At 60.0% G+C, this 25652-nt stretch carries 24 protein-coding genes and 3 pseudogenes; 13 read left to right on the top strand and 14 right to left on the bottom strand.

The window, feature by feature from the left end; all coding sequences use genetic code 11:
• Window positions 1–389: pseudogene (locus TU74_RS21885) on the bottom strand (transposase); the annotation flags it as partial.
• A 191-nt stretch (window positions 390–580) separates the two neighbouring features.
• Entirely contained in the window at window positions 581–856 is a 276-nt protein-coding gene (locus TU74_RS21880) for a polyhydroxyalkanoic acid system family protein (protein ID WP_047272977.1), read from the bottom strand.
• A gap of 110 nt (window positions 857–966) precedes the next feature.
• Between TU74_RS21880 and ubiE the strand changes: the two genes are divergently transcribed.
• From ubiE to TU74_RS25150, 13 genes and pseudogenes are all read left to right on the top strand, one after another.
• Window positions 967–1737, top strand: a complete 771-nt coding sequence (ubiE, locus tag TU74_RS21875; RefSeq protein ID WP_047272976.1) for a bifunctional demethylmenaquinone methyltransferase/2-methoxy-6-polyprenyl-1,4-benzoquinol methylase UbiE — start codon at window positions 967–969, stop codon at window positions 1735–1737.
• A complete protein-coding gene (locus tag TU74_RS21870; protein ID WP_048377660.1) occupies window positions 1737–2360 on the top strand; it encodes a ubiquinone biosynthesis accessory factor UbiJ in 624 nt (207 codons plus the stop codon). The genes ubiE and TU74_RS21870 overlap by 1 nt, the downstream gene beginning before the upstream one ends.
• Window positions 2357–3961 (top strand): ubiquinone biosynthesis regulatory protein kinase UbiB, encoded by a 1605-nt coding sequence (ubiB, locus tag TU74_RS21865; RefSeq protein ID WP_047272974.1) that lies wholly within the window; start codon window positions 2357–2359, stop codon window positions 3959–3961. The genes TU74_RS21870 and ubiB overlap by 4 nt, the downstream gene beginning before the upstream one ends.
• A 78-nt stretch (window positions 3962–4039) precedes the next feature.
• On the top strand, window positions 4040–4441 hold the full coding sequence (gene hisI / locus TU74_RS21860; protein ID WP_047272973.1) for a phosphoribosyl-AMP cyclohydrolase: 402 nt from the start codon (window positions 4040–4042) through the stop codon (window positions 4439–4441).
• A complete protein-coding gene (locus TU74_RS21855) occupies window positions 4434–4766 on the top strand; it encodes a phosphoribosyl-ATP diphosphatase (RefSeq protein WP_047272972.1) in 333 nt (110 codons plus the stop codon). The genes hisI and TU74_RS21855 overlap by 8 nt, the downstream gene beginning before the upstream one ends.
• Window positions 4767–4789: 23 nt before the next feature.
• Window positions 4790–5068 (top strand): twin-arginine translocase TatA/TatE family subunit, encoded by a 279-nt coding sequence (locus TU74_RS21850; RefSeq protein WP_019825245.1) that lies wholly within the window; start codon window positions 4790–4792, stop codon window positions 5066–5068.
• A 10-nt stretch (window positions 5069–5078) separates the two neighbouring features.
• A complete protein-coding gene (gene tatB, locus TU74_RS21845) occupies window positions 5079–5492 on the top strand; it encodes a Sec-independent protein translocase protein TatB (RefSeq protein WP_047272971.1) in 414 nt (137 codons plus the stop codon).
• Between the two features lie 4 nt (window positions 5493–5496).
• Window positions 5497–6294, top strand: a complete 798-nt coding sequence (tatC, locus tag TU74_RS21840) for a twin-arginine translocase subunit TatC (protein WP_047274887.1) — start codon at window positions 5497–5499, stop codon at window positions 6292–6294.
• Window positions 6291–7001, top strand: coding sequence for a 16S rRNA (uracil(1498)-N(3))-methyltransferase (locus TU74_RS21835; protein ID WP_047272969.1), 711 nt, complete (start codon window positions 6291–6293; stop codon window positions 6999–7001). The genes tatC and TU74_RS21835 overlap by 4 nt, the downstream gene beginning before the upstream one ends.
• Window positions 7002–7203: 202 nt before the next feature.
• Window positions 7204–8265: pseudogene (locus TU74_RS25165) on the top strand (methyl-accepting chemotaxis protein); the annotation flags it as partial.
• Window positions 8257–9120: a methyl-accepting chemotaxis protein gene (locus tag TU74_RS25160; RefSeq protein WP_404940634.1), complete on the top strand. Its 864-nt coding sequence runs from the start codon at window positions 8257–8259 to the stop codon at window positions 9118–9120. The pseudogene TU74_RS25165 and the gene TU74_RS25160, both read left to right, overlap by 9 nt.
• Before the next feature lie 220 nt (window positions 9121–9340).
• Window positions 9341–10399: pseudogene (locus TU74_RS25155) on the top strand (methyl-accepting chemotaxis protein); the annotation flags it as partial.
• Window positions 10394–11257, top strand: a complete 864-nt coding sequence (locus tag TU74_RS25150) for a methyl-accepting chemotaxis protein (protein ID WP_371264469.1) — start codon at window positions 10394–10396, stop codon at window positions 11255–11257. The pseudogene TU74_RS25155 and the gene TU74_RS25150, both read left to right, overlap by 6 nt.
• A 62-nt stretch (window positions 11258–11319) precedes the next feature.
• Here the strand turns inward: TU74_RS25150 and TU74_RS21820 are convergent, their stop codons facing one another.
• The 12 genes from TU74_RS21820 to TU74_RS24310 all read right to left on the bottom strand — a co-directional run.
• Window positions 11320–12054 (bottom strand): amino acid ABC transporter ATP-binding protein, encoded by a 735-nt coding sequence (locus TU74_RS21820; RefSeq protein WP_047274878.1) that lies wholly within the window; start codon window positions 12052–12054, stop codon window positions 11320–11322.
• The gene (locus TU74_RS21815) at window positions 12047–13006 is read right to left on the bottom strand and encodes an amino acid ABC transporter permease (RefSeq protein WP_420912173.1); all 960 of its coding nucleotides are present in this window, start codon (window positions 13004–13006) and stop codon (window positions 12047–12049) included. The genes TU74_RS21820 and TU74_RS21815 overlap by 8 nt, the downstream gene beginning before the upstream one ends.
• 145 nt (window positions 13007–13151) lie before the next feature.
• Window positions 13152–13949 (bottom strand): transporter substrate-binding domain-containing protein, encoded by a 798-nt coding sequence (locus TU74_RS21810; protein WP_047272964.1) that lies wholly within the window; start codon window positions 13947–13949, stop codon window positions 13152–13154.
• Between the two features lie 314 nt (window positions 13950–14263).
• Entirely contained in the window at window positions 14264–16816 is a 2553-nt protein-coding gene (gene mdoH / locus TU74_RS21805) for a glucans biosynthesis glucosyltransferase MdoH (RefSeq protein WP_048377656.1), read from the bottom strand.
• Window positions 16809–18476 carry a glucan biosynthesis protein G gene (locus tag TU74_RS21800; protein ID WP_193790975.1) on the bottom strand — a complete coding sequence of 556 codons (1668 nt, stop codon included), beginning with the start codon at window positions 18474–18476 and terminating at the stop codon, window positions 16809–16811. The genes mdoH and TU74_RS21800 overlap by 8 nt, the downstream gene beginning before the upstream one ends.
• 287 nt (window positions 18477–18763) lie before the next feature.
• Window positions 18764–19201 carry a D-aminoacyl-tRNA deacylase gene (gene dtd / locus TU74_RS21795; protein ID WP_047291427.1) on the bottom strand — a complete coding sequence of 146 codons (438 nt, stop codon included), beginning with the start codon at window positions 19199–19201 and terminating at the stop codon, window positions 18764–18766.
• Complete coding sequence (gene pip / locus TU74_RS21790; protein WP_047291426.1) at window positions 19198–20169, bottom strand: prolyl aminopeptidase; 972 nt, start codon at window positions 20167–20169, stop codon at window positions 19198–19200. The genes dtd and pip overlap by 4 nt, the downstream gene beginning before the upstream one ends.
• Window positions 20170–20346: 177 nt before the next feature.
• Window positions 20347–21153, bottom strand: a complete 807-nt coding sequence (gene hutG, locus TU74_RS21785) for an N-formylglutamate deformylase (protein WP_047291423.1) — start codon at window positions 21151–21153, stop codon at window positions 20347–20349.
• Between the two features lie 11 nt (window positions 21154–21164).
• Window positions 21165–22370 (bottom strand): imidazolonepropionase, encoded by a 1206-nt coding sequence (gene hutI, locus TU74_RS21780; protein ID WP_047272958.1) that lies wholly within the window; start codon window positions 22368–22370, stop codon window positions 21165–21167.
• Window positions 22371–22398: 28 nt separating this feature from the next.
• Complete coding sequence (locus TU74_RS21775) at window positions 22399–23802, bottom strand: amino acid permease (protein WP_048377655.1); 1404 nt, start codon at window positions 23800–23802, stop codon at window positions 22399–22401.
• Window positions 23803–23876: 74 nt separating this feature from the next.
• The gene (hutH, locus tag TU74_RS21770; protein WP_047274865.1) at window positions 23877–25409 is read right to left on the bottom strand and encodes a histidine ammonia-lyase; all 1533 of its coding nucleotides are present in this window, start codon (window positions 25407–25409) and stop codon (window positions 23877–23879) included.
• Between the two features lie 106 nt (window positions 25410–25515).
• On the bottom strand, window positions 25516–25652 hold a 137-nt coding region (locus TU74_RS24310), incomplete at its 5' end, for a hypothetical protein (RefSeq protein WP_157315206.1).

Raw genomic sequence — 25652 nt, 5'->3', positions numbered from 1 at the left:
CTGGGCGTAGTAACACGAGCGAGTGACGTCAAACACCTTGCACAGCCAATCAACCGGCTCATGTGCGCTCAACTGGTCAATCAGCGCGAACGCTCGTGATCTTCCGACATCAAGAGCGCGGTAGCCTTTTTTAATATTGATTTCTCTCGCTCAAGCCGAGCAATCCGAGCTTCCAGCTCCTGAATTTTTTGCTGTTCAGGAGTCAGTGCTTTGTTCTGCGGGGTGACGCCTTTATGTTCTTTCTGAATCTGGTCAACCCAGCGGCGCAATGCCGACTCACCAATGCCGAGTGAACGGCTGGCTTCGATGTAGCTGTAGTTTTGCTTGAGCACAAGGTCGGCAGCCTCGCGCTTGAATTCAGGAGTAAAGGAGCGGCGTTGTTTGGTCATCTGACACCTCGATCTGGCGAGCATTCTCGCCTAAATGGGTGTCCGGTTTCATTAGACCACTACATAGTGCATTGATCGCTGATGACTCTCACACAACAAAGGGCAATGCGCTAACACATGAATACGCGAACCACGGTTCACTTGCTGCCCGTCTGGACATTCACCTGCAGGGGCAGCAAGCCGTATCCTCTTCAAGCCAATGCTTTATCCAGCGAACGCTCGATTTCAGATTTGATCATGCCGCTCATCGCTGACATCAACATGCCCAGTTTCACGTCGACCTTGACGGTGTTCTCGCTGATCTCCAGCACACCATCCACACCTGAGCGCTTGAAGGCGACCTTGTCTCCCGACCATTGAGGTTTGAGCCCGTATTGCGACTCAAGCTTGGCAACCACGTCCCGCGCCTTCACGCGTGCGACCTCCAGGCCAAGGGTGTGGGTGCGTTCAACGTTGATGTGCGCCATGGCGGTTCTCCTCATAAATAAGCCGCTCACTATACTTACATTGACCCTCGCCAAGACAAAGTCGGCCACCGGGATTAGAATGGCCAGCATTCTCTTTTGGTGACAGCGATATGACTGATCAGCGCAAAGGCAGCGATGCCGAACCCACCACGCACTTCGGTTTCAAAAACGTTCCGGAAAGCCAGAAAGCGGAAAAAGTCGCTGAGGTGTTCCATTCCGTCGCGGGCAAATATGACCTGATGAACGACGTTCTGTCGGGCGGCATGCACCGCCTGTGGAAGCGTTTCACCATCGAGCTGTCGGGCGTTCGCCCTGGCAACAAAGTGCTGGACATCGCGGGCGGCACGGGCGATCTGGCACGCAAGTTCTCGCATCTGGTCGGTCCAACCGGTCAAGTGGTGCTGGCCGACATCAACGCCTCGATGCTCAAGGTTGGCCGAGACCGCCTGTTGGACAAAGGCGTGGCGGGCAATATCGAGTTTGTTCAGGCCGACGCTGAAAAGCTGCCGTTCCCGGACAACTACTTTGATTGCGTGACCATCGCTTTCGGCCTGCGCAATGTGACCCACAAAGAAGACGCCCTGCGTTCGATGCTGCGCGTGCTCAAGCCAGGGGGTCGCCTGCTGGTGCTGGAATTCTCCAAGCCGACCAATGCCCTGATGTCGAAGGTCTACGACGCCTATTCGTTCGCGTTCATGCCCATGGTTGGCAAGCTCGTACTCAACGACCCGGAAAGCTACCGCTACCTGGCCGAATCGATCCGCATGCACCCGAATCAGGAAACCCTGAAATCGATGATGGTCGAAGCCGGTTTTGACCGCGTGACGTACCACAACATGACCTCGGGCATTGTTGCCCTGCATCGCGGCATCAAGCCCTGATGTTGCTCAGCGGCCTTCTCGCCAGCGTCGAGAGCGGTGTTAACCGTGTCTTGCGCCTGGACAGCACTGCATTGGCGCGCATGCGGCCTTTGACCGGCAAGGTCATTGCGGTTGAATGCGCGAGCCCCGCATTGCACCTGTTTATCCTGCCCAGCGATGAAGGTTTGCTGCTGGCTGCCCAATGGGCAGCCGATGCCGATTGCACCCTGCGCGCCCCGGCGTCCAGCTTGCTGCACCTGGCCTTGAGCAAAGACAAAACCGCTGTGTTACATGGCCCGCAGGTCGACCTCGAAGGCGACAGCCATGTGCTGATGGAACTGGCGGCCATCCTTCAAGATCTGGAGCTGGACTGGGAGTTCGAGCTTTCGCGCTGGATTGGCCCGGTCGCGACCGCCCTGATCGCCGGTCATGTGCGCAGCCGCGCCAACTGGTATCAACACGGGTTCGTCAGCCTGAATCAGAATCTGGCCGAATACCTGAGCGAAGAAGCCCGCACTTTGGTCGGAGAACGTGAAGCGCAAGCGCGCTTTGACGAACTGGATCAACTCAAACTCGACTTGGACCGACTCGAAGCGCGTGTTGAACGCCTTTCTCGATCCCTCAATACCAGCGATCCCGCATGAAGCTGCTTGCCATTCGTCGCCTGTTTCGCATCCAGCGCGTTGTCATTCGTTACCGACTCGATGACCTGCTATTCGCCCTGCCATTACCCTGGTGGATGCTGTCGTTGCGCTATGTGTTGCCGTGGCGTTGGTTCCCGCGCAAAAAGCTTGAGCTGAGCCGCGGCGCTGCGTTGCGTCTGGCGTTGCAGGATCTGGGGCCGATTTTCATCAAATTCGGGCAGATCCTCTCCACCCGCCGCGATTTGCTGCCGCCCGACATCGCCGACGAGTTGATGCTGCTGCAAGACCGCGTACCGCCGTTCGACCCGCAAGTGGCGGTGAAGCTGATCGAAGAGCAACTGGGGGCCACCATCAGCGACGTGTTCAGCCGCTTCGATATCGAACCGCTGGCTTCGGCATCCGTCGCGCAGGTTCACGCCGCCAAGCTCAAGACCGGCGAAGAAGTGGTGGTCAAGGTGGTTCGCCCGGGCCTGAAGCCGATCATCGGTTCGGATCTGGCTTGGCTGTTCATTCTGGCCAAGACCGCCGAACGCCTGAGCGCCGATGCGCGTCTGTTGCACCCGGTGGATGTGGTCAGCGATTACGAAAAGACCATTTACGACGAACTCGATCTGTTGCGCGAAGCGGCCAATGCCAGCCAGCTCAAGCGCAATTTCGACGGTTCGCCGCTGCTGTATGTACCGCAGATTTACTGGGACTGGTGCCGCCCGAAAGTCTTGGTCATGGAGCGCATTTACGGGATTCAGGTTACGGACCTGGCCGCCCTCGCTGACCAGCGCACTGACATGAAGCTGCTGGCTGAACGCGGCGTCGAGATTTTCTTCACCCAGGTGTTTCGCGACAGCTTCTTCCACGCAGACATGCACCCCGGCAATATTTTCGTCAGCACCGTGAGCCCCTGGAGTCCTCAGTACATCGCGATCGACTGCGGCATTGTCGGCAGCCTCACGCCTGAAGATCAGGACTATCTGGCGCGCAACCTGTTTGCGTTCTTCAAGCGCGACTACCGCCGTGTGGCGCAGTTGCACATTGATTCGGGCTGGGTGCCGGCGCACACCAAACTCAACGAGTTCGAAGCCGCTATCCGTACCGTGTGCGAGCCGATCTTCGAGAAGCCGCTGAAAGAGATTTCCTTTGGCCAGGTGCTGATGCGCCTGTTCCAGACCGCGCGGCGCTTCAACATGGAAGTCCAGCCGCAATTGGTATTGCTGCAAAAAACCCTGCTTAACATCGAAGGCCTCGGGCGTCAGCTTTACCCCGACCTCGACCTCTGGAGCACGGCGCAACCCTTCCTTGAGCGCTGGATGCGCGAACGCGTCAGCCCGAAAACCCTGCTGCGCAATTTGCACAGCCAGGTCGAGCAGATTCCGCACCTGGCAGGCATGACCCGCGACCTGCTCGAGCGCCTCTCGCAGCCCCATGCGAAAAACCAGAAGTTGGTCGTGACCGAGCCGCGGGACAGCTGGTTCTTGCGTTTGCTCGGGGCGGGACATTTGGCCGCAGGTGCCTTGTTGGCCTCCGTTGGCCCGCTGCACACCCTGGGCTATTGGCCGGCTGGCATCATGCTGGCCGTGGGCTTGTATCTGATCGTGCGCCGATAGCCAGCCCCAGGCGAGGCTGGCAAACTGTGCATTCGCCGGTCCGGACCATCAGGTGCGGGCCCGTTGTCGGAGTCATACATGAAAGACTGGCTGGACGAGATCAAATGGGACAACGACGGCCTGGTGCCAGCGATTGCCCAGGACCATAAAACCGGGCGCGTCTTGATGATGGCTTGGATGAACCGCGAGGCCTTGAGCCTGACTGCCGCCGAGAACCGTGCCATTTACTGGTCACGTTCGCGTGGCAAGCTGTGGCGCAAGGGCGAGGAATCGGGCCATGTGCAAAAACTGCACGAGATGCGCCTGGACTGCGACGCCGACGTCATCATCCTGATGGTCGAGCAGATCGGCGACATCGCCTGCCATACCGGACGTCAGAGCTGCTTCTACCGCGTGTACGAAAACGCCGAGTGGAAAACCGTTGATCCGGTCCTGAAAGACCCGCACGCCATTTACCAAGCAGGGCACACCCATGACTGACACCTTGAGCCGCGTTGCCCAAGTCATCGAAGCGCGCAAGAATGCCGAACCGGGCAGCTCTTACGTCGCCAGCCTGTACCACAAGGGCTTGAACAAGATTCTGGAGAAGGTCGGTGAAGAATCGGTCGAGACCATCATCGCCGCCAAGGACGCTGCCATCAGCGGCGATTGCAGCGATGTGATCTACGAAACCGCCGACTTGTGGTTCCACAGCATGATCATGCTCGCCCAACTGGGGCAGCATCCGCAGGCTGTACTCGATGAACTGGAGCGTCGCATCGGCACCTCCGGCCACGTGGAAAAAGCCTCACGGCCGTCCGCCTAACCTCTTTTGCAAAGGAACAGATCATGGGCATTTTTGACTGGAAACACTGGATCGTCATTCTGGTAGTCGTGGTACTGGTCTTCGGCACCAAAAAACTGAAAAACCTCGGCACTGATGTCGGCGAATCGATCAAGGGCTTTCGCAAGGCCATGAACGACGACGAAAAACCGGCCGAGCCTGTGGTGCCACCTGCGCAGCCAACGGCCGCGCCGCAGCCGCACACCACCTCGACCCTGAACGAGCCGCACACCATCGACGTGCAGGCCCAAAAAGTCGAAGAGCCAACCCGTAAAGACGTGTGAGCCAAAACCCATGTTCGGTATCAGCTTCAGTGAACTGCTGCTCGTCGGCCTCGTGGCCCTGCTGGTGCTCGGCCCCGAGCGCCTGCCGGGGGCCGCACGCACGGCAGGGCTGTGGGTCGGGCGCCTGAAACGCAGTTTCAACGCGATCAAACAGGAAGTTGAACGTGAAATCGGTGCCGACGAAATCCGTCGACAACTGCACAACGAACACATCCTGTCGATGGAAGAGGAAGCCAAGAAGATCATGGCGCCCCTGCAGGACGCCATGAAGCCGGTCACGCCGGTCGAGCCGCCTGCGCCGCCCGCCGCCGTGCCTGCCGAACCCGCCAGCCCCGCGCCTGTGAGCCTGAGCAAAACCGCGTCCGAACCTGCGCCTGAACCGGCAGCGCCACACGACCCAACCCTGCCACCGCGAGCCCCTTAAGCGCATGAGCGACATTCCTGAAAATGACCAGCCAATGCCGCTGGTCTCGCACTTGACCGAGCTGCGCACCCGCTTGTTGCGTTGCATCGCGGCGATTTTCATCATCTTCGCCGGCTTGTTCGCCTTCACGCAGCAGATCTACACACTGGTCTCCACCCCGCTGCGTGAATACCTGCCGGTGGGCGCCACGATGATCGCCACCGACGTGGCGTCGCCCTTCCTGACGCCGCTCAAGCTGACCATGATGGTCTCGCTGTTCATTGCCATCCCGGTGATCCTGCACCAGATCTGGGGCTTCATTGCGCCCGGCCTGTACAAGCACGAAAAACGCATCGCCGTGCCGCTGCTGATCTCCAGCATCTTTCTGTTCTACGCCGGGATGGCTTTTGCCTACTTCCTGGTGTTCCCGCTGGTGTTCAAGTTCTTCGCCGCCGCCACCCCGGAAGGCGTGGCCATGATGACCGACATCAGCAGCTACCTCGATTTCGTCATGACCCTGTTCTTCGCCTTTGGCGTGGCCTTTGAAATCCCGGTGGCCGTGGTGTTGCTGGTCTGGATCGGCATTGTCGACGTCAAATACCTGCGCAAGATCCGTCCGTACGTGATCATCGGCTGTTTTGTGGTCGGTATGATCCTGACCCCGCCGGACATCTTCTCCCAGACCCTGCTGGCGATCCCAATGTGGATGCTGTTTGAAATCGGCATTCTGTTCGGCAGCCTGGTCAGCAAAAACAAACGCGGCAATGACGCAGACGAGCAACCGGCTGACCAAAACGCCCAACCGCCAGCGCCGCACGCGTGAACCTTCTGCTCCTCGAAGAGGCTGACTTCATTGCCGCCGACCGCGTGATCCTGCGTGATCGGCGCCTGACGCACATGCAGGAAGTTCACCGTGCCGCTGTCGGTGACAGCCTGCGCGTGGGTAGGATTGGCGGCTTGATGGGCAGCGCCGAGCTGGTGCGCCTGGAGCCCAAAGAGGCTGAGCTGGTGATACACAGCCTCGACCAGCCGCCACCGGCCAAACTGCCCCTGACCCTGCTGCTGGCCCTGCCGCGACCAAAAATGTTGCGCCGTGTGCTGCAAACCGTGGCCTCGATGGGCGTGCCCAAGGTGGTACTGGTGAACAGTTACCGGGTCGAAAAAAGCTTTTGGCAGACCCCGTTCCTGGAGCCCGAGGCGATTCGCGAGCAACTGATCCTCGGGCTGGAGCAGGCCCGCGACAGCGTGTTGCCTGAGATCATCATCGAAAAGCGCTTCAAACCGTTTGTCGAGGATCGCCTGCCTGCCCTGGTGCAAGGCACGCGTGGGCTAGTGGGCCATCCGGGCGATTACCCGCCCTGCCCGCGCGGGCTGGATGAAGCCGTAACCCTGGCCATCGGCCCGGAAGGCGGCTGGATCCCCTATGAAATCGACCTGCTGGCCAACGCCGGGTTGCAACCGGTGCAACTGGGCGCTCGCATCTTGCGGGTCGAAACCGCCGTCACCGCCTTGCTTGCCCGTCTTTTTTGAGGCTGTAACCGCCCACAGCCTCGCGCCTCCCCCATCACCGCAATGGCAGCGATCCGCGCTCTGAAACATTTCGCATTCAGTACATTTCGTATAAATCCCTCAAGTTCACCGCTTAGGGGCCGATAGCCAAGCTCCGCAAAAGATACTCAGTGGCCATGGACGGCTTATATCGATGTGAATCGATCAGATAAGGAGCATCACCATGAATACTTGGTTGACCACCACGCTTGGCAACATCAGCGTCCATCGCAAACTCAGCCTGGGCTTCGGCCTGGTGCTGATGCTGACGCTGTTAATCACACTCACAGGCTGGATAGGGCTGGCGTCGATCATCGATCGGAGCAACAAGCTCAGTACCATTTCCGACACCGTGGCGCTGGTCAAAGACCTGCGCATCGCCCGCGTGTCCTACGACCGAGACAACGGCGCAAACGGCCCCGCCGAGGTCAACGATCTGTTGAACCGGATCGAAAACAACCTCAAGCAAGCCAGCACGCAGTTGGTCTTGTCGCAAGACCTGGCCCTGATCCATCAGGAATTACAGGCCGTCGCACAGTACACAACCATCTTCAGGCAGATCGATGAAGCTACCCAGGCCCGCGAGGTAAGCCGAACGCAACTGGGCGCCAGTGCAGACAGCGCTGTGGCCCGCATCGAAGCCATTGAGCAGGATGTGCTCAAAGGCAATGACCTGGCCCTGCTCAACCGGGTCGATCAACTGGCGCGCTCCGTGCAAAATGCGCGCTTTCACGTGCGCGGTTACACCTACAGCGGCGCGGCGGATACCGCGCAACCGGCGCTGGACGCGATCAACCAGGCGCAGGCCCAACTCACCCGCCTGTCGGCCACCCTGCCCGCTGAATACGCCCTCCCGTTGCAACACATCAAAGAAGCACTCACGCGCTACGGCGATACCTTTGTGCAGTTTCGCGACTCGCAAATGCTCAGCGATCAGCAACAGAGCACCCTCAAAACCCTGGGCGACAGCCTGGTGGACGTCAGCCATCAATTGGCTGACCTGCAAACCGAGAAACGCGACAGCGATGCGCAACAAGCCAAGACCGCACTGACCCTGTGCGCCACGCTGGCACTGGTGTTGGGCACATTGGCGGCCTGGCTGATTACCCGCCAAATCGTCAACCCGCTGCAACACACCCTGCGCATCGTGCAAGCCGTGGCCGCAGGCGACCTGACGCAGGATCACCCCACGCAACGCCGTGATGAACTGGGTCAGGTGCAGAACGCCATTGCCCGCATGACCGGCGAGCTGCGGGAGCTGATCGGCGGCATCTGCGACAGCGTGACCCAGATCGCCAGCGCCGCTGAACAGCTGTCCGCGGTGACCGAGCAGACCAGTGCCGGGGTCAACAGCCAAAAAGACGAGACCGATCAAGTCGCCTCGGCGATGCATGAAATGGCCGCCACCGTGCAGGAGGTGGCGCGCAACGCTGAAGATGCATCGGTGGCCGCCGTCACCGCCGACCAGCAAGCGCGCGAAGGTGACACGGTCGTGGCTCAGGCCATCGAGCAGATCGAGCATCTGGCCGCCGAAGTCGAAAAATCCACTGACGCGATGACGCACCTGCGGCAGGAAAGCGGCAAGATCGGCAGCGTGCTCGATGTCATCAAGTCGGTGTCACAACAAACCAACCTGCTGGCCCTCAACGCGGCCATCGAAGCGGCCCGCGCAGGCGAGGCAGGTCGCGGCTTTGCCGTGGTGGCCGATGAAGTGCGCAGCCTTGCGCAACGCACTCAGGCGTCCACCGAAGAAATCGAAGAGCTGATTGTCGGCCTGCAAACCGGCACCCAACGGGTCTCCGCGAGCATGGACAACAGCCGCGTGCTGACCGACAGCAGTGTCGAACTGACGCGCCGCGCCGGTGCTTCGTTGAGCACCATCACCCGCACGGTGTCGACCATTCAGGGCATGAACCAGCAAATCGCAGCCGCCGCGGAACAGCAAAGCAGCGTGGCGCAAGAAATCAATCGCAGCGTGCTCAACGTGCGCGATGTATCCGAGCAAACGGCGTCCGCCAGCGAAGAAACCGCAGCCTCCAGCATTGAACTGGCCAGGCTGGGCACTCACCTGCAAGGGTTGGTGGGTCGATTCAAGGTGTAACGCCTTAGCGCGAAGTGGTGTGTGCCACCCCTTGCCGCTTCGCGTTGGCCGACAGCGACTACACGCGTGATGGCATAAAGCCTGCGATGTACGTCACAGTCTGACCATCGGTGCTTACAGTTCTGCGCGGGCGTGCCGATGACCTGAGAACTAATAAAAAGACCGCGATGCACTGGACAGCCTGCCATGGAGTCGATTCGGTCAAAAAAGGAGCACCGCCATGTACCGTTGGTTGGCCCACACGCTAGGCAATATCAGCGTCAATCGTAAACTCAGCCTGGGCTTTGGCCTGGTATTGCTGTTGACCCTGCTGATTACCGCTACCGGCTGGAACGGCCTGGTGTCCGTGATCGATCGCGGCGACAAACTGGCGAATATCTCCAAAATCATCGCCCTGACCAAAGACTTACGCATCGCCCGTATGACTTACGAAATGGACAGGGGCGAACACGGCCCCGCCGACCTCAACGGCCGCTTGACCGAGCTGGACGAGGTGCTGGAAAAGGCCCGCCACCAACTCACACAACCTGCGGACATCGCGCTGGTGCAACAACAATTGACGGCTGTCGCTGACTATCGCCGCGCCGTCACTGAAATAACTCAAGCCAGCCAGACACGCGAGAACAGCCGCACCCAATTGGGTGCGACCGCTGACAACGCGGTGGCCAAGGTCGCGGACATCGAAAAATCTCTGCTACAAGGCGACAACCTGGCGCAGTTCAACAGCGTGATCGAACTGAGCAAATTGCTGCAACAAGCCCGTTTCCAGGTGCGAGGCTACACCTACAGCGGCAAACCCGCAGCCGAACAGCCGGCGATGGACGCCATCGACAACGCCATCAAATACGCCACTCAGCTGGCTGGCAAACTGCCCGTTGAGTACACCGTCAACTTGCAGCAAGCCAACCAATCGCTGCAAGACTACCGCGCCGCGGTTACCAGCTTTCGTGACGCGCAAATTGCCAACGCGCAGACCTTAACGCGCATGCAGGCACTGGGTAATACGCTGATCGACCTGAGTAAACAACTCTCGGGCATGCAAACTGCCAAGCGTGATATCGACAGCCAGCACGCGAAAAACCTGTTGTTCGGCTGCACCGTGCTGGCGCTGCTGCTGGGCGTCATCGCGGCGTGGAGCATCACACGCCAGATTGTGATCCCGTTGCGTCAAACCCTGATCACCGTCGAGCGCGTGGCTGCAGGCGACCTGACGCACAACTACGACACCCCGCGCCGCGATGAAATGGGCCAGTTGCAACGCGCCGTACAGCGCATGACTGTGGGCCTTCGCGAGTTGATTGGTGGCATCTGCGAGGGCGTGACGCAGATCGCCAGTGCAGCCGAAGAGCTGTCAGCCGTGACGGAGCAGACCAGCGCCGGGGTCAACAGCCAAAAGGTCGAAACTGACCAGGTGGCCACCGCGATGCATGAAATGGCCGCCACCGTGCAGGAAGTGGCGCGCAATGCCGAAGAAGCGTCCGAAGCGGCGGTCGCCGCCGACCAACAGGCGCGTGAAGGCGACAAGGTCGTGGGGGAAGCCATCGCCCAGATCGAGAAATTGGCGATGGAAGTCGGCAATTCCACCGAGGCCATGAGCCATCTCAAACGCGAAAGCGACAAAATCGGTAGCGTGCTGGACGTGATCAAGTCCGTGGCCCAGCAAACTAACTTGCTGGCGCTCAACGCAGCCATTGAAGCGGCACGGGCGGGCGAAGCGGGACGCGGCTTTGCCGTCGTGGCCGATGAAGTGCGCAGCCTGGCGCAACGTACTCAGCAATCGACTGAAGAAATCGAAGAGCTGATTGCGGGCCTGCAAAGCGGCACGTTGCAAGTGGCCAGCAGCATGGACAGCAGCCGCAGCCTGACCGACAGCAGCGTCGAGCTGACCCGTCGCGCGGGTGAGTCGCTGGGCAACATCAAACGCACGGTCTCAACCATTCAGGGGATGAACCAGCAGATCGCGGCGGCTGCCGAACAGCAAAGTGCGGTGGCTGATGAGATCAACCGCAGCGTATTGAACGTGCGCGATGTGTCAGAGCAGACCTCCGCCGCCAGTGAAGAAACGGCTGCATCGAGCATCGAATTGGCGCGGCTGGGCACGCATTTGCAAGGGTTGGTGGGACGCTTCAAAGTGTAGACAGGCCGCTGCCCTCACCCCAGCCCTCCCTCAAAGGGAGGGGGCCAAGGTGAGGGCGACGTTTACAGCACCTGCCGCAAAAACGCCTGGGCACGCAGGTCTTTGGGCGAGTTGAAGAAGTCCTCCGGAGCAGAGTCTTCAAGCAATTTGCCGTGATCAAAGAACAACACGCGGTTGGCCACTTCCCGGGCAAACCCCATTTCGTGGGTCACGCAAACCATGGTCATGCCTTCAAGCGCCAGGGTTTTCATCACGTCCAGCACTTCACCGACCATCTCCGGGTCAAGCGCGGAGGTCGGCTCGTCGAACAGCATGACCTTGGGCTCCATCGCCAGCGCGCGGGCAATGGCCACCCGTTGCTGCTGTCCACCCGAGAGGCGCGACGGATATTCATTGGCTTTCTGCCCGATACCGACCTTTTCCAGCAGGGCACGGGCCTTGGCTTCGCGCTCGGCCTTGCCCCGTTTGCGCACGACTTTCTGCGCCAGGCACAGGTTCTCAAGCACGGTCATGTGGGGGAACAAGTTGAAATGCTGGAACACCATGCCGACTTCACGACGGTAGGCGTTCACGTCCGTTTTCGGGTTGGCGAGGTCGACCCCGTCGATGCTGACCGAGCCCGAATCGAAATCTTCCAGGCCATTCAAACACCGCAAAAACGTCGACTTGCCCGACCCGGACGGGCCAATCACCACCAGCACTTCGCCCTTGGCAACCGTGGTGCTGACGTTATCCACCGCGCGAACAACCTGCCCGCGGGTGTCGAAGACTTTTACCAGTTCGCGGACTTCAATCACTTTGCGCGAGCCTCCGCTCAAGACGGCTGGCCAGGTTGGACAGCGGCAGGTTGATCAACAGGTACAGGCCCGCCACGCAGAACAAAATCTCGAACGGCGAGAACGAGGTGGTAATGACTTCGCGCCCGCTCTTGAGCAGCTCGGTAATGGCAATCACCGACACCAGCGAGGTGTCTTTGACCAGGCTGATGAACTGCCCGGCCAGCGGGGGCAGCACGCGTTTGAAGGCTTGCGGCAACACCACGTAACGCATCGACTGGGTGGCATTGAGCCCCAGCGAACGCGCCGCTTCGTTTTGCCCACGTGCAATGGACTGCACGCCCGAACGGACGATTTCAGCCACGTACGCCCCCGTGAACAACGACAGCGCGGCAATGCCGGCAAACTCGCGGGACAGGTTGAGTACGGTGCCAATGAAGAAGTAGAAGATGAAAATCTGCACCAGCAGGGGCGTGCCCCGTACCAGCTCGACGTACAGGGTCGACAGGTCGCGCAGGGTCGGGTTATTCGACAGCCTGCACAGGCCGGTGGTCAGACCAATCATCAGGCCCAGCACCCCCGACACCAACGACAACCACACGGTGGTCCACAACCCCAGCAACAACGGGCCAGCGGCCCAGTGCCGGGTCACGCCAATCACATCGCCTTCGGCAACGTCGTCGCCTTCAGCCAGTTGCACACTGTTGTCGGCCACTGTCAGGCGTTGCTCGGTGCCATCATCGGCGCGCAACACCACTTCAGCCTGATCGCCTTGGCGCACCAGCTCGATCACGGTCGAGGTTTCAGCAGCTCGCTGAGCTTCCTCCGCCTGATAGACGAAGTACTGCGGAATTCGGTTCCAGCGCCACTCGTAGGACATCAGCGAGGTGGCGTAATACAGCGCGCCCGCCAGACCGATGAGCACCAGCACGGTCAACACGTGCCAGGGCCACTGTGCTTTTTTTTGTTTGATCACGTTGCAATATTTCCGTCGAGGTCAGCGCGGCAGACTGTGTGGGGTCGCTGCCGCAGGCTGCAATGGGCTGCGTGACAGCCCTGATAGCAGAAGGCCTTCGGGCCTTGGCGCAGCCTTGGGCAGCGACTACAGGAGACCGCGTTTATTCCATGTCTTTGAGCCAAGTGGTGTCTTTGAACCACTTGTCATGGATGCGATCGTAGGTGCCGTCTTCGTGGATCTGGTGCAGGAAGTTATTGATGAAGTTAAGGCTGTCGTAGTCGCCCTTCTTCAGACCGAAGGCCAATGGCTCGTAGGTGAACGGCTGATCGAGGAACACCAGTTTGCCGTCGCCGAACTTGTTAACGGCCACCACGTTGTAAGGCGCGTCGTAAACAAAGGCATCGGCCTTGCCGTTCACCACGTCGAGTACGCCTTCAGGCTCGTTGTCATAGCCGTGGTACTGGGCCTTGGACATCAGCTTTTTGGCGATCATTTCGCCTGTGGTGCCCAGCTTCGAGGTCAGGCGGTATTGCGGGTCGTTGAGGTCTTTGTAGCTTTTGACCTTGTCAGCCAGTTCCTTGCGGATCAGCAGGGTCTGACCGACCACGATGAACGGTTCGCTGAAGTTCAGGCGCAGGTTGCGTTCCTGGGTCAGGGTCATGCCGCTGCCGATCATGTCGAATTTGTTGGTCATCAACGCCGGGATAATGCCGTCATAGCCGGTGGAAACCAGCTCCAGCTTGACGCCCATGGACTTGGCCATGGCTTTGAGCAAGTCCACTTCGAAACCAATAATCTGGCCACGCTTATTGGTCATTTCGAACGGCATGTAGGTGGGGTCCATGCCCACCTTTAACGTGCCGCGTTTGACCGCATCATCAATCGCGCCTGCGTGGGCTGCGCTGACCGCCAGTAGTGCAGTGACACCGAACATCAGTTTCGACAGAAACTTCTTCATCATCAACTCCCCGGAACCTACTCAATAAAGGCGTTGGCCAACGGTGGGCCCGATACTCAAAGCCAACACAGCCGGGCATTCGCCCACTCGGAGACGGATGCTAACTCAGAGCAGAGAGAGCACAAAGGTTTTGCGTAAGAAAAGCGCAGCGCACGCCGGGATATGTACCCGCCATTGCTGACGAAGGGTGCGCTAACGCCTGTGGGCCTTTGTGATAACGGCTGGCGGTATCTCGCCTCGCCGGCGCCGGTGGCGACTTCAGACGCACCGTAAAAAGCCCAAAAAAACCCCACCGAAGTGGGGTTTTGTCTGCATCAAGCGGTCGGTTGCAACGGCAACAACGGCGCGTGAGGATCAGCGGCGATCGACTCACGCCACGCGTTGAGCCAGTCTTCATGGCCTTCGTCCCACACCAACGCGTGCAAGCGTGCCAGGGCGACAGGGTCGCTCAGCAGCGCCATGCGCTCGTTGTTGTTCAGACCGCCAGGTCCGACTTTCAGGGCGTGACGCACCCGCTCGGCACGCAACCATTCAATCGGTTCGGCCTGACGGTGACGCGACGTGGCCAATGCACAGGCCAGCGCGTTCTGCTGCGGGTCCACCACTGAACGGATAAACCCGTCATGCAAGGCGTGGTAACGATTTTCGTGGGTGTATTCGGCGGTGGCCGACAACTCACGGGGCGGCGCGTATTCCTCAGGGATCAGGAACAGGCTGGCGTCACGGGACTTGAGGCCCAGCTTCACACGGCTGGAAATCACCGACACCGGGATCGACAACATCAACGAACCCACAATCGGCACCAACCACCACAGGAAGCTCGGGTTCAACCACAACACCAAGGCCGCCCAGGCTGCACCCAGCAGAGTTTGCGGCCCATGGCGACGTACCGCTTCGCTCCACGGCGTGGAGTCATCGTCACGTTGTGGCGAGTTCCACGTCGCGGCCCAGCCCAAAAATGCAGCCAGTACGAAACGGGTGTGGAAGATCATGCGCACCGGCGCCAGCAGCATGGAGAACAGCATCTCCAGCAGCATCGACAGCGTGACCTTGAACTTGCCGCCAAACTGTTTCGCGCCTTTGGCCCAGATCAGGATGATGCTCAGCAACTTGGGCAAAAACAGCAGCACGATGGTGGTCGAGAACAACGCCACGGCTTTTTCCGGGTGCCACTGCGGCCACAGCGGGTAGAGCTGACGCGGTTCCATAAAGTACTGCGGCTCCATCAGCGTGTTGACCGCCAGCAGCGCCGTCGACAGCAGCAAGAAGAAGAACCACAACGGCGCCGACAGGTAGGACATCACGCCCGTCAGGAACACGGCCCGGTGAACCGGGTGCATGCCCTTGACCAGGAACAGGCGGAAGTTCATCAAGTTACCGTGGCACCAGCGACGGTCGCGCTTGAGTTCGTCCAGCAAGTTGGGCGGCAATTCTTCATAGCTGCCCGGCAAGTCGTAGGCAATCCACACGCCCCAGCCCGCACGGCGCATCAACGCCGCTTCAACGAAGTCGTGGGACAGAATCGCACCCGCGAACGCCCCTTTGCCCGGCAACGGCGCGAGGGCGCAGTGCTCGATAAAAGGCTTCATGCGGATGATGGCGTTGTGGCCCCAGTAGTGGGATTCACCCAACTGCCAGAAGTGCAGACCGGCCGTAAACAGTGGGCCGTAGACCCGCGTGGCGAACTGCTGCATGCGCGCATACAGCGTGTCCATGCCCGACGCCCGTGGCGCGGTCTGAATGATGCCCGCGTCCGGTGTGGCTTCCATCAAGCGCACCAGGCTGGTCAGGCATTCGCCGCTCATCACGCTGTCGGCGTCAAGCACCACCATGTACTTGTAATCGCCGCCCCAGCGACGGCAGAAGTCGTCGAGGTTGCCGCTTTTACGTTTCACACGGCGACGGCGACGGCGATAGAAAATCCGCCCGAAGCCTCCGGTCTCGCGGCACACATCCAGCCAGGCCTGCTGTTCAGCCACGCAGATGTCCGGATCGTTACTGTCACTGAGGACGAAGAAGTCGAAACGGTCCAGGTCGCCGGTGGCAGCCACCGATTCGTACGTTGCACGCAAGCCCGCAAACACGCGGGTCACGTCTTCGTTACAGATCGGCATGACCAACGCTGTGCGAGCGTCTTGCGGGATCGGCTCATTACCGGCGCTGGCGCCCGAGATGCGGTACTTGTCGTGACCGGTCAGCAGTTCCAGAAACCCCATCAGGGCGGTCCAGAAACCCGCCGATACCCAGCAGAACAGAATCCCGAACAGAATCAGAATGCTGGTTTGCAGCGCATACGGCAGTACTTGCTGCGCGGTTTGCAGCAGCGGCTGATGGATCACTTCGTCCAGATCGACGAACGACCAGCCCTGATACGGCATGATGCCTTTCATGTACCAGCCGGCAACGATGGTCTGGCCGAGCATCAGAATCAGCAAGATGTAACGGCGGATCGAACCCACCGTGCGCCAGCGCGCCTTGGGCAACACGCGTTCATCTTTGGGCGGTGCCGGCGGATTGCTGCGTCCGGTCAGGCGCCGCCAGCCACGCACCAGGATATTGGTGCGCCACGGCTCGGGCACCACTTTGGTGCGACGAATCGGCGGCGTGGCCTTGAGCATCACTCGGCCGCTGGCATCGACGCCGAGCATTTCGGCATCTTCCAGCGCTTGCGCCGAACTGAGTTTAAGGCGCGAGCCCACCGACGCCTGAGCGGCCTCGGCGGTGCTCACGTCGTGATGGGCCGACAGGCGCTCGTGCAACGCCTCGAACGATGTGCAACTGGCCAGCTCGGCGCGCTGCTCATCGCTCAAGGGTAGGTGCGCCAGGTACTCGCTGAGCGAGACTGACTCTGCGTGAGCATTACTCATCGGCTGGCAACTGGTAGCTCCAGGTCTCGGTCAGGACTTTTTCAGTCTTGACTGGCGCTGGTGTGGCTGGGACAGCTTCGGCCGCAGGCGCTTTGGCGTCCTTGGCTTTGTGCTGTTCTTTCTTTTCCTGAGCCTTGGCCGCCGCTTTCTCGGCCTTGGTCAGCGGGGCGGCAGGGGCCGGTTCTTCATCGGCGACCAGCGCGGCACGCAGCTCGGTGGACTTGCTCGGGTCTTTGACCTTCAAGCGCAACGTCAAACGCCAGCCCTTGGTTTCCGGGTTGTGGCGCAGGTTGTTTTCCACCAGCTCGGCGTTATCGCCCACGCTGACCTGGCTGCGCACGGCGGCGTCTGCTGGCAACTTCTCAAGCGACGGGCCTTCGAAGTCGATCAGGTAAGCCACGCTGCCATCCGGTTGACGGATCAGGTTGGACTGCTTGACGTCACCGGTCGAGCGCAGTGTTTGCTGGGCCCAGGCGCTGTCTTTAGGGTGCAGGGCGGCTTCGTCCATCGTCCAGTGCAGGCGATAAGCGAAGTCGAAAGGCTTGAGCGGCTCAGGCTGAGTTTCCGGGCTCCAGAACGCAACGATGTTGTCGTTGGTCTCGTCAGCGGTCGGGATTTCGACCAGATCCACCGTCCCCTTGCCCCAGTCGCCTTGTGGCTCGATCCAGGCACTTGGACGCTTGTGGTAGTTGTCGTCGAGGTCTTCGTAGTGGCTGAAATCACGGCCGCGTTGCAGCAGGCCAAAGCCCAGCGGGTTTTCAACCGAGAAGTTGCTCACCGACAAATGCTTGGGGTTGTTCAGCGGACGCCAGATCCACTCACCGTTGCCGGCGTGAATCGCCAGGCCCGACGAATCGTGCAGTTCGCGGCGGTAGTTGAGCACTTTGGACGGCTGGTTGGCGCCGAACAGGTACATGCTGGTCAGCGGGGCGATGCCCAGCTTGCCGACTTTGTCACGCAGGAACATTTGCGCCTTGACGTCGACCACCGTGTCGACACCCGGGCGCAGCGTGAAGCGGTAAGCGCCGGTAGCACGGGGCGAATCCAGCAGGGCGAAAATCACCAGATGCTTGTCACCGGCTTTCGGACGTTCAATCCAGAACTCGGTGAAACGCGGGAATTCTTCGCCGGACGGCAAAGCGGTGTCGATGGCCAGACCACGAGCCGACAGGCCGTAGGTTTGGTCCTTACCGACAACGCGGAAATAACTGGCGCCGAGCATGGTCATGACTTCGTCCTGCTTATCGGCTTTGTTCAGCGGATAAAGGACGCGGAAGCCCGCCCAACCGAGGTTCTCGGTGGCTTTCGGGTCAAATTGCACATCACCGAAATCGAAACGACTGGCGTCGTACTTGATCTCTTCCACCTTGGTGGCGGTGACTTCGTTGATTTTCACCGGCGTGTCGAAATGCATGCCCTGGTGATAGAACGACAATTTGAAAGGCGTTTTGTCGTCAGCCCACTGCGCTTTCTCGTTGCGGAAACGAATCTTCTGGTAGTCCGCGAACTTCATGTCGCGAAATTCGTTAGGCAGATTGCTGCGCGGAGCTTGGTACTTCTGCTCGGCGAGGGTTTTAGCCTCCGCCGCCACGTCATCCAGACTGAATGCCCACAGTTGACCCGCACCGAACAAGCAAAAGAGCGCAGAGCCCGTCACCAGTGCGTTGCGTAACCGCTTGGCAGACTTTTTTGGTGCATTAAATGGACTAACAATCACGAGCAAACCTCGCCGAATACAGATGATGAAACCAACCGCCAGCGATTGAATGCCGGGTTGGCGAGCACTGTTCCGACCTTCAAAGGAATGAATGATTCCCCCAACGCGCCGGATTAGTCTCTGTGTAGCGCGCGATTATCTAGTAGCCCGCGTTACAACGCATCTAGTGACAGCAAGTATTTGTGCTTAAAAAACCCTGTTTTCTGACGAAATTACGGTTTTTCAGGGTTTTAGGTTTGTAACAAAAATGTCACGGGGCCATCATTGACCAAATGCACCTGCATATCGGCACCAAAACGGCCTGCTGCCACGTTCGGATGCAGCCGTTTTGCCTCGCTCAGCAGGTGGTCAAACAACGATTCGGCCAGAGCCGGTGGCGCAGCCGTAGAGAAACTCGGCCGCAGGCCACTTTGGGTGTCGGCGGCCAGCGTGAACTGCGACACCAGCAGCAAACCGCCGCCGATATCCGCCAATGACAGGTTCATTTTGCCGTCGGCATCGCTGAACACCCGGTAATTGAGCAGCTTGTGCAGCAGCTTCGCGGCATTGGCCCCGGTGTCGCCGGGTTCGACAGCCACCAGCACCATCAACCCTTGATCAATCGAACCGACGATCTCCCCCGCCACTTCAACCCGCGCGCCGGTCACCCGTTGTAAAAGTCCCTTCATGCTTCATCCGGTTGCAGGTTGAGCAGACGACGCGCCATCTCTTCGGTGGCCCTGACCAGTGCGTCGGTAATTCCGGGTTCAGTGGCGGAGTGGCCTGCTTCGCGGATGATCTGCAGCTCGCTGTCCGGCCAGGCCTGATGCAACGCCCATGCGTTATCCAGCGGGCAAATCACGTCATAGCGCCCATGCACGATCACGCCCGGCAAATGCGCAATCTTGGACATGTCACGGATCAGCTGGTTGGGCTCAAGGAACGCGTTATGGGTGAAGTAATGGCATTCAATGCGCGCAATCGACAACGCACGCTGGGCCTCGCAAAAGCGTTCCACCACTTGCGCATTGGGCCGCAGCGTGGCGGTGCGCCCTTCCCACGTTGACCAGGCTTTGGCGCAATGCATTTGCGCGATCTGATCATTGCCGGTCAGGCGCTTGTAGTAGGCCGTGAGCAAATCATGGCGTTCGTCTTCAGCGATAGGCGCCAGGTAGTCTTCCCAATAGTCGGGAAACAGGCGGCTGGCCCCGGCCTGGTAGAACCATTCAATTTCTTGCGGGCGGGCCAAAAAGATCCCGCGCAGAATCAGACCATGCACGCTTTCCGGGTGGCTTTGCGCGTAGGCAAGCGCCAGCGTCGAGCCCCACGAGCCACCGAACAGCACCCATTTCTCGATCCCCAGATACGAGCGGATCCGCTCCATGTCGGCGACCAGATCCCAGGTGGTGTTGTTTTCAAGGCTGGCGTGGGGGGTGGAGCGCCCACACCCGCGCTGGTCGAACGTAATGATGCGGTACTTGCTGGGGTCGAAATAGCAGCGACTGTTGGCATCACAGCCCGAGCCCGGCCCCCCGTGAATGAAGACCACCGGCAGGCCATCGGGCGAACCGCTTTCATCGACATAAAGAACATGCGGCCCATCGACAGCCAGATCGTGCCGGGCGTAGGGTTTGATCTGCGGGAACAAGGTCTGCATTGCGCGCTCCATGGGGTTGAGGTCATCCCTGTGGGGGACTTCAAAAAATGTGCCGTCTGGCATCATAAACCCGATTCGCAGGAATGAGCATGCCCTTATAGAAGCCAGGGTTGAAGAGCCACACGATGCCCTGGCCCTCACCCCTGCGCACGAGGGTCCAGCTGACGGCCTGTCACTTCAGGCACGCCCATAGCGCTCATGTCCCCACGCGATAAACCGCTCCAGCAATTGCCTGAGCACCACCTGCGTGGGCTTTGCCAGATCCTCGCGGTAATCAAACGGTTCAAACTCCTCCATATAGGTGCTCTGCGCCAACTCCAGTTGCACGGCATGAATGTTGTCCGTCGGGTTGCCGTAATGACGAGTGATATGCCCTCCCTTGAAACGGCCGTTCAGCACATGGCTGTAGGCCCGGTGTTCGGCGCAAATCCCTTGCAGCTCAGTCGCCACGTGCGGATCGCAGCTGGCGCCATTGAACGTCCCCAGGTTGAAGTCCGGCAGTTTGCCGTCAAACAGGTGCGGGATGTACGAACGGATCGAATGCGCATCAAACAGCAATGCATAGCCGAACTCGGCTTTAAGTCGCGCCAGTTCTTGCTGCAAGGTCTGGTGATAGGGCTTCCAGATCTGCTCAAGGTACGTCGCGCGCTCTGCCTTCGAAGGCGCCAACCCCTCGCGAAACAAGGGCACCCCGGTGAACAGCGTGTCCGGGAACAACCCGGTGGTCGCGCCCACGTACATCGGCGCATCGTCCTGCGGGCGGTTGAGGTCAATCACAAAACGCGAATACTCGGCCGCTAGTGTGCTGGCCCCCAACTCGCTCGCGAACGCATAGAGCCTGGGAATGTGCCAGTCCGTGTCGGGCAGGCTTTGCGCCTCGGGAATCAGCCCGGCCTTGACCTCTGGCGTCAGGCGCAGTCCCGCGTGGGGCATGCTAATCAGCAATGGCACACGGCCTTGTTTGAATGTCAGAACCTTTTCCACACGCGTTTCTCCTAAAGCACTACGTCGGCGCCGTTGCGCACGACGCGTTTATCCAGATCACCGCCCAACCAGTACGCCAGGTCCGCCGGGCGATCTATATTCCAGGCCACGAAATCCGCCACTTTGCCCGGCTCCAGCGAGCCATGGGTCTCGCCCATCCCCAACGCCGTGGCCGCGTGCAGGGTCACGCCTGCCAGCGCTTCTTCAGGCGTCATGCGAAACAGGGTGCAGGCCATATTCATCATCAAACGCAATGACAACGCAGGCGAAGTACCCGGATTGAGGTCGCTGGCGATGGCGATTTTCACACCGTGCTTGCGCAGGGCCTGCATCGGCGGCAACTGGGTCTCACGCAGGAAATAAAACGCGCCCGGCAACAGCACCGCGACAGTGCCCGCCGCCGCCATGGCCATGGCGTCTTCTTCGGTCATGAACTCCAGATGGTCCGCCGACAACGCGTGATAGCGCGCCGCAAGGCTGGAGCCGTGCAGCGACGACAGTTGCTCGGCGTGCAGCTTGACCGGCAACCCCAAGCCCTGCGCCACCTTGAACACCCGCTCCACCTGCGCCGGGGAGAACGCCAGGTATTCGCAGAAGGCATCCACGGCGTCGACCAACCCTTCGGCTGCCAGCGCGGGGAGCATTTCGTTGCAAATCAGATCGATGTAGTCGTCTGCACGGTCCTTGTACTCGGGCGGTAATGCGTGGGCCGCCAGACAGGTACTGCGCACCGTGACCGGCAGCGTGTCGCCCAGACGGCGAATCACGCGCAAGATTTTGCGCTCGCTTTCAAGGCTCAAACCGTAGCCGGATTTGATCTCGACGCTGGTCACACCATCGCGCAGTAGACACATCAAGCGCTGACGCGCGCTAGCAAACAATTCCTCCTCGCTGGCAGCACGGGTCGCACGCACGGTGCTGGCAATTCCGCCCCCGGCGGCCGCAATGTCGGCATAGCTGACGCCTTGCAGACGCTGCTCGAACTCACCGCTGCGGTTGCCGCCGAACACCGTGTGCGTGTGGCAATCGATCAGGCCCGGCGTCACCCACGCGCCTTCCAGGCCATGGGTCTGGCTGTACTCACCGTGGGGCACGTGCAGCCTCGGGCCGATCCACTCAATGAAGCCTTCACACGTCACAATGGCGGCGTCCTCGATGATCGAGTACGCACCCTCGGCCATGGTTGCGACATTGCAGTGCTGCCAAAGCGTTTTCATTCACTCACTCCGCCGTTAAACGTTGGGATCAGGACAACTCGGGCTGGGCTTTGACCACATGCCCGGCCAACGGTTTTACCCACAACCGATACGCCACGATCAGCAATACAATCCAGACGGCGCCCACAATCAATGCCGCACGGGTGTCAGGGAAGTAGCCCAGCACGCCGAAGATAAACACCATGAACACCGTGGCCGCTATCGGAGCATACGGCCAGAATGGCACCGGAAACTTGAGCTGCGCCACTTCTTCGGCCGTCATCGAGCGGCGCATGGCGATTTGCGTGACCAGAATCATCAGCCACACCCACACCGTGGCGAAGGTCGCAATCGAGGCAATGATGAGGAAGATGTCTTCCGGGATCAGGTAGTTGAGTACCACACCGGCCAGCAACGTCACGCCCATCACCAGCACGGTCATCCACGGCACGCCATGGCGCGAAATCTGTGCGAAGCCTTTTGGCGCATGGCCTTGCTGGGCCAGGCCATACATCATGCGACCCGCCCCGAAGATGTCGCTGTTGATCGCCGACACCGCCGCAGTAATCACCACGATATTGAGCAGGGTCGCCGCCGAGCTGATGCCCAGGCTGTCGAAAATTTGTACAAACGGACTGCCCTGGCTACCGATCTGCGTCCAAGGGTAAATGGCCATCAGTACAAACAGGGTCAGCACGTAGAACAGCAAGATACGCAACGGCACGGCGTTGATCGCTTTGGGGATCACACGTTGCGGGTCTTTGGCCTCACCGGCCGTGATGCCAATGATTTCAATGCCGCCGAACGCGAACATCACCACCGCAAACGAGGCAATCAACCCGCCCACGCCATTGGGCATAAAGCCGCCAAACGACCACAAATTGCTGATCCCGGTCGCGGCGGCGTCTGCACTGCCCGCGCTGCCGATGCCAAACAGCATGATGCCGAAACCGGCCAGAATCATCGCCACGATGGCGGCGACTTTGAGCAGCGACAGCCAGAATTCCATCTCGCCAAAGACTTTGACGCTGCACAGGTTCAGGCCGCCAATCAGCAGCACGATGCCCAGTACCCAGATCCAGCGCGCCACGTCGGGGAACCAGAACCCCATGTAAATGCCGAATGCCGTGATGTCGGCCAGGCACACGATGATCATTTCAAACGCGTAGGTCCAACCGAGGATGAACCCCGACATCGGGCCCAAATAGGTGCTGGCGTAATGGCCAAACGACCCGGACACCGGATCGCGCACGGCCATTTCGCCCAGTGCGCGCATGACCATGAATACGGCGGCGCCACCTATCAGGTACGCCAGCAAGACCGCGGGGCCAGCCATCTGGATGGCCGCAGCCGAACCGTAAAACAACCCCGTCCCGATCGCTGAACCCAGCGCCATGAAACGGATGTGGCGAGCCGTCAGCCCGCGCTTCAAACCTTGAGCTTGCTTGTGCATTTCGCGCGTCCTTAATTATTTTTGTCGGCGCACACCACCGCACAGAGGGCTCAAGGCCCTCTGCGGCGACGTGATTACAGGCTTGGCAGCATCCGCGCAGGCACCAGCGCGTTCAGGCAACGCGAGGCCAGCAGTTGCATGGCCGCATCGATGTCCGGGGCGAAGAAACGGTCTTTTTCATAGAACGCCACTTTTTCACGCAGCGTGGTGCGCGCAATTTCCAGCTTCGGCGAGGTTTTCAGGCCATCGCGCAAGTCGAGCCCCTGACAAGCCGCCAGCCACTCGACAGCCAATACACCGCGCACGTTTTCAGCCATTTCCCACAAGCGCTTGCCCGCAGCAGGCGCCATGGACACGTGGTCTTCCTGGTTCGCCGACGTCGGAATGCTATCGACACTGTGGGGGTGGGACAACGCTTTGTTCTCGCTGGCCAAAGCTGCGGCGGTCACTTGAGCAATCATGAAACCGGAGTTGACGCCGCCATTGCCCACCAGAAACGGCGGCAGTTGCGACATGTGTTTGTCCATCATCAGCGAGATGCGACGCTCGCTCAGCGAGCCGATTTCAGCGATGGCCAGCGCCATGTTGTCGGCTGCCATGGCCACGGGCTCGGCGTGGAAGTTACCGCCGGAAATCACGTCGCCCTGCTCGGCGAACACCAGCGGGTTATCCGACACAGCGTTGGCCTCAATACCGAGCACCTCGGCCGCCTGACGGAACTGGGTCAGGCAGGCGCCCATCACCTGTGGCTGACAACGCAGGGAGTACGGGTCCTGCACCTTGTCGCAGTGCTTGTGGGACAGCGACACTTCACTGCTGTCGCCCAGCAGGTCGCGATATATGGCAGCAGCGTCGATTTGCCCACGCTGACCACGCGCGGCGTGAATGCGCGGGTCGAACGGCGAGCGCGAACCCAACACCGCCTCAACAGTCAGGCCGCCACACGCCATGGCCGCGGCAAACAGGTCTTCGCCTTCAAACAAGCCGCGCAGCGCAAAGGCGGTGGACACTTGCGTGCCATTGAGCAACGCCAGGCCTTCTTTGGCGGCCAGGGTCAACGGCTCCAGACCGGCCTGTTTCAAGGCAGCACGTGCGTCCAGCCATTCACCTTTGTAGCGCGCTTTGCCTTCGCCCAGCAGCACCAGCGACATGTGCGCCAAGGGCGCCAGGTCACCCGATGCGCCGACCGAACCTTTGAGCGGAATATGCGGATAGACCTCGGCATTGATCAGCGCGATCAAGGCATTGATCACCACCCGGCGGATACCGGAGAAACCGCGGCTCAGGCTGTTGACCTTGAGCACCATGATCAGGCGCACCAGCGCATCACTGATCGGCTCACCAATCCCCGCTGCGTGGGACAACACCAACGAACGCTGAAGGTTTTCGAGGTCATCGCTGGCGATTTTGGTCGACGCCAACAGTCCGAAACCGGTGTTGATGCCGTAAGTTGTGCGGTTTTCGGCAAGAATCTGTTCAACACACGCGACACTGGCATCGATCTGCGCCGATGCACGTTCATCCAGCGTGAGGACCACTGGCTGCTGATAAATGTCTCGCAGTTGGGCAAGGCTCAGCTGGCCGGGAATCAGGTTTAACTCAAGCACGTTAATACTCCTTCACGCGTGTTGATAAATGATGTTTTTGTTGTGGGCTGACGTGCTCGCAGGGGGACGGATCCACGCCTGCGCACGCGCGTCAGCAAAATACAGCTCAGCCGTTAATCATCGGCAGGTTCAGGCCCTGTTCGTTGGCGCAGTCGATGGCGATTTCATACCCGGCGTCGGCATGGCGCATCACGCCGGTGGCCGGGTCGTTGTGCAGCACGCGGGCGATGCGTTCGGCCGCTT

The organism is Pseudomonas lundensis, from assembly GCF_001042985.1.
In the GTDB taxonomy this organism is placed as follows: domain Bacteria; phylum Pseudomonadota; class Gammaproteobacteria; order Pseudomonadales; family Pseudomonadaceae; genus Aquipseudomonas; species Aquipseudomonas lundensis.
Note: the sequence above shows the minus strand (reverse complement) of the source record. Positions and strands in the feature narration are given on the sequence as shown.

Coding starts and splice junctions, on each gene's coding strand:
- TU74_RS21880 (WP_047272977.1), bottom strand. CDS start 856: ATGGCGCACATCAACGTTGAACGCACCCACACCCTTGGCCTGGAGGTC.
- ubiE (WP_047272976.1), top strand. CDS start 967: ATGACTGATCAGCGCAAAGGCAGCGATGCCGAACCCACCACGCACTTC.
- TU74_RS21870 (WP_048377660.1), top strand. CDS start 1,737: ATGTTGCTCAGCGGCCTTCTCGCCAGCGTCGAGAGCGGTGTTAACCGT.
- ubiB (WP_047272974.1), top strand. CDS start 2,357: ATGAAGCTGCTTGCCATTCGTCGCCTGTTTCGCATCCAGCGCGTTGTC.
- hisI (WP_047272973.1), top strand. CDS start 4,040: ATGAAAGACTGGCTGGACGAGATCAAATGGGACAACGACGGCCTGGTG.
- TU74_RS21855 (WP_047272972.1), top strand. CDS start 4,434: ATGACTGACACCTTGAGCCGCGTTGCCCAAGTCATCGAAGCGCGCAAG.
- TU74_RS21850 (WP_019825245.1), top strand. CDS start 4,790: ATGGGCATTTTTGACTGGAAACACTGGATCGTCATTCTGGTAGTCGTG.
- tatB (WP_047272971.1), top strand. CDS start 5,079: ATGTTCGGTATCAGCTTCAGTGAACTGCTGCTCGTCGGCCTCGTGGCC.
- tatC (WP_047274887.1), top strand. CDS start 5,497: ATGAGCGACATTCCTGAAAATGACCAGCCAATGCCGCTGGTCTCGCAC.
- TU74_RS25160 (WP_404940634.1), top strand. CDS start 8,257: ATGACCGGCGAGCTGCGGGAGCTGATCGGCGGCATCTGCGACAGCGTG.
- TU74_RS25150 (WP_371264469.1), top strand. CDS start 10,394: ATGACTGTGGGCCTTCGCGAGTTGATTGGTGGCATCTGCGAGGGCGTG.
- TU74_RS21810 (WP_047272964.1), bottom strand. CDS start 13,949: ATGAAGAAGTTTCTGTCGAAACTGATGTTCGGTGTCACTGCACTACTG.
- mdoH (WP_048377656.1), bottom strand. CDS start 16,816: ATGAGTAATGCTCACGCAGAGTCAGTCTCGCTCAGCGAGTACCTGGCG.
- dtd (WP_047291427.1), bottom strand. CDS start 19,201: ATGAAGGGACTTTTACAACGGGTGACCGGCGCGCGGGTTGAAGTGGCG.
- pip (WP_047291426.1), bottom strand. CDS start 20,169: ATGCAGACCTTGTTCCCGCAGATCAAACCCTACGCCCGGCACGATCTG.
- hutI (WP_047272958.1), bottom strand. CDS start 22,370: ATGAAAACGCTTTGGCAGCACTGCAATGTCGCAACCATGGCCGAGGGT.
- TU74_RS21775 (WP_048377655.1), bottom strand. CDS start 23,802: ATGCACAAGCAAGCTCAAGGTTTGAAGCGCGGGCTGACGGCTCGCCAC.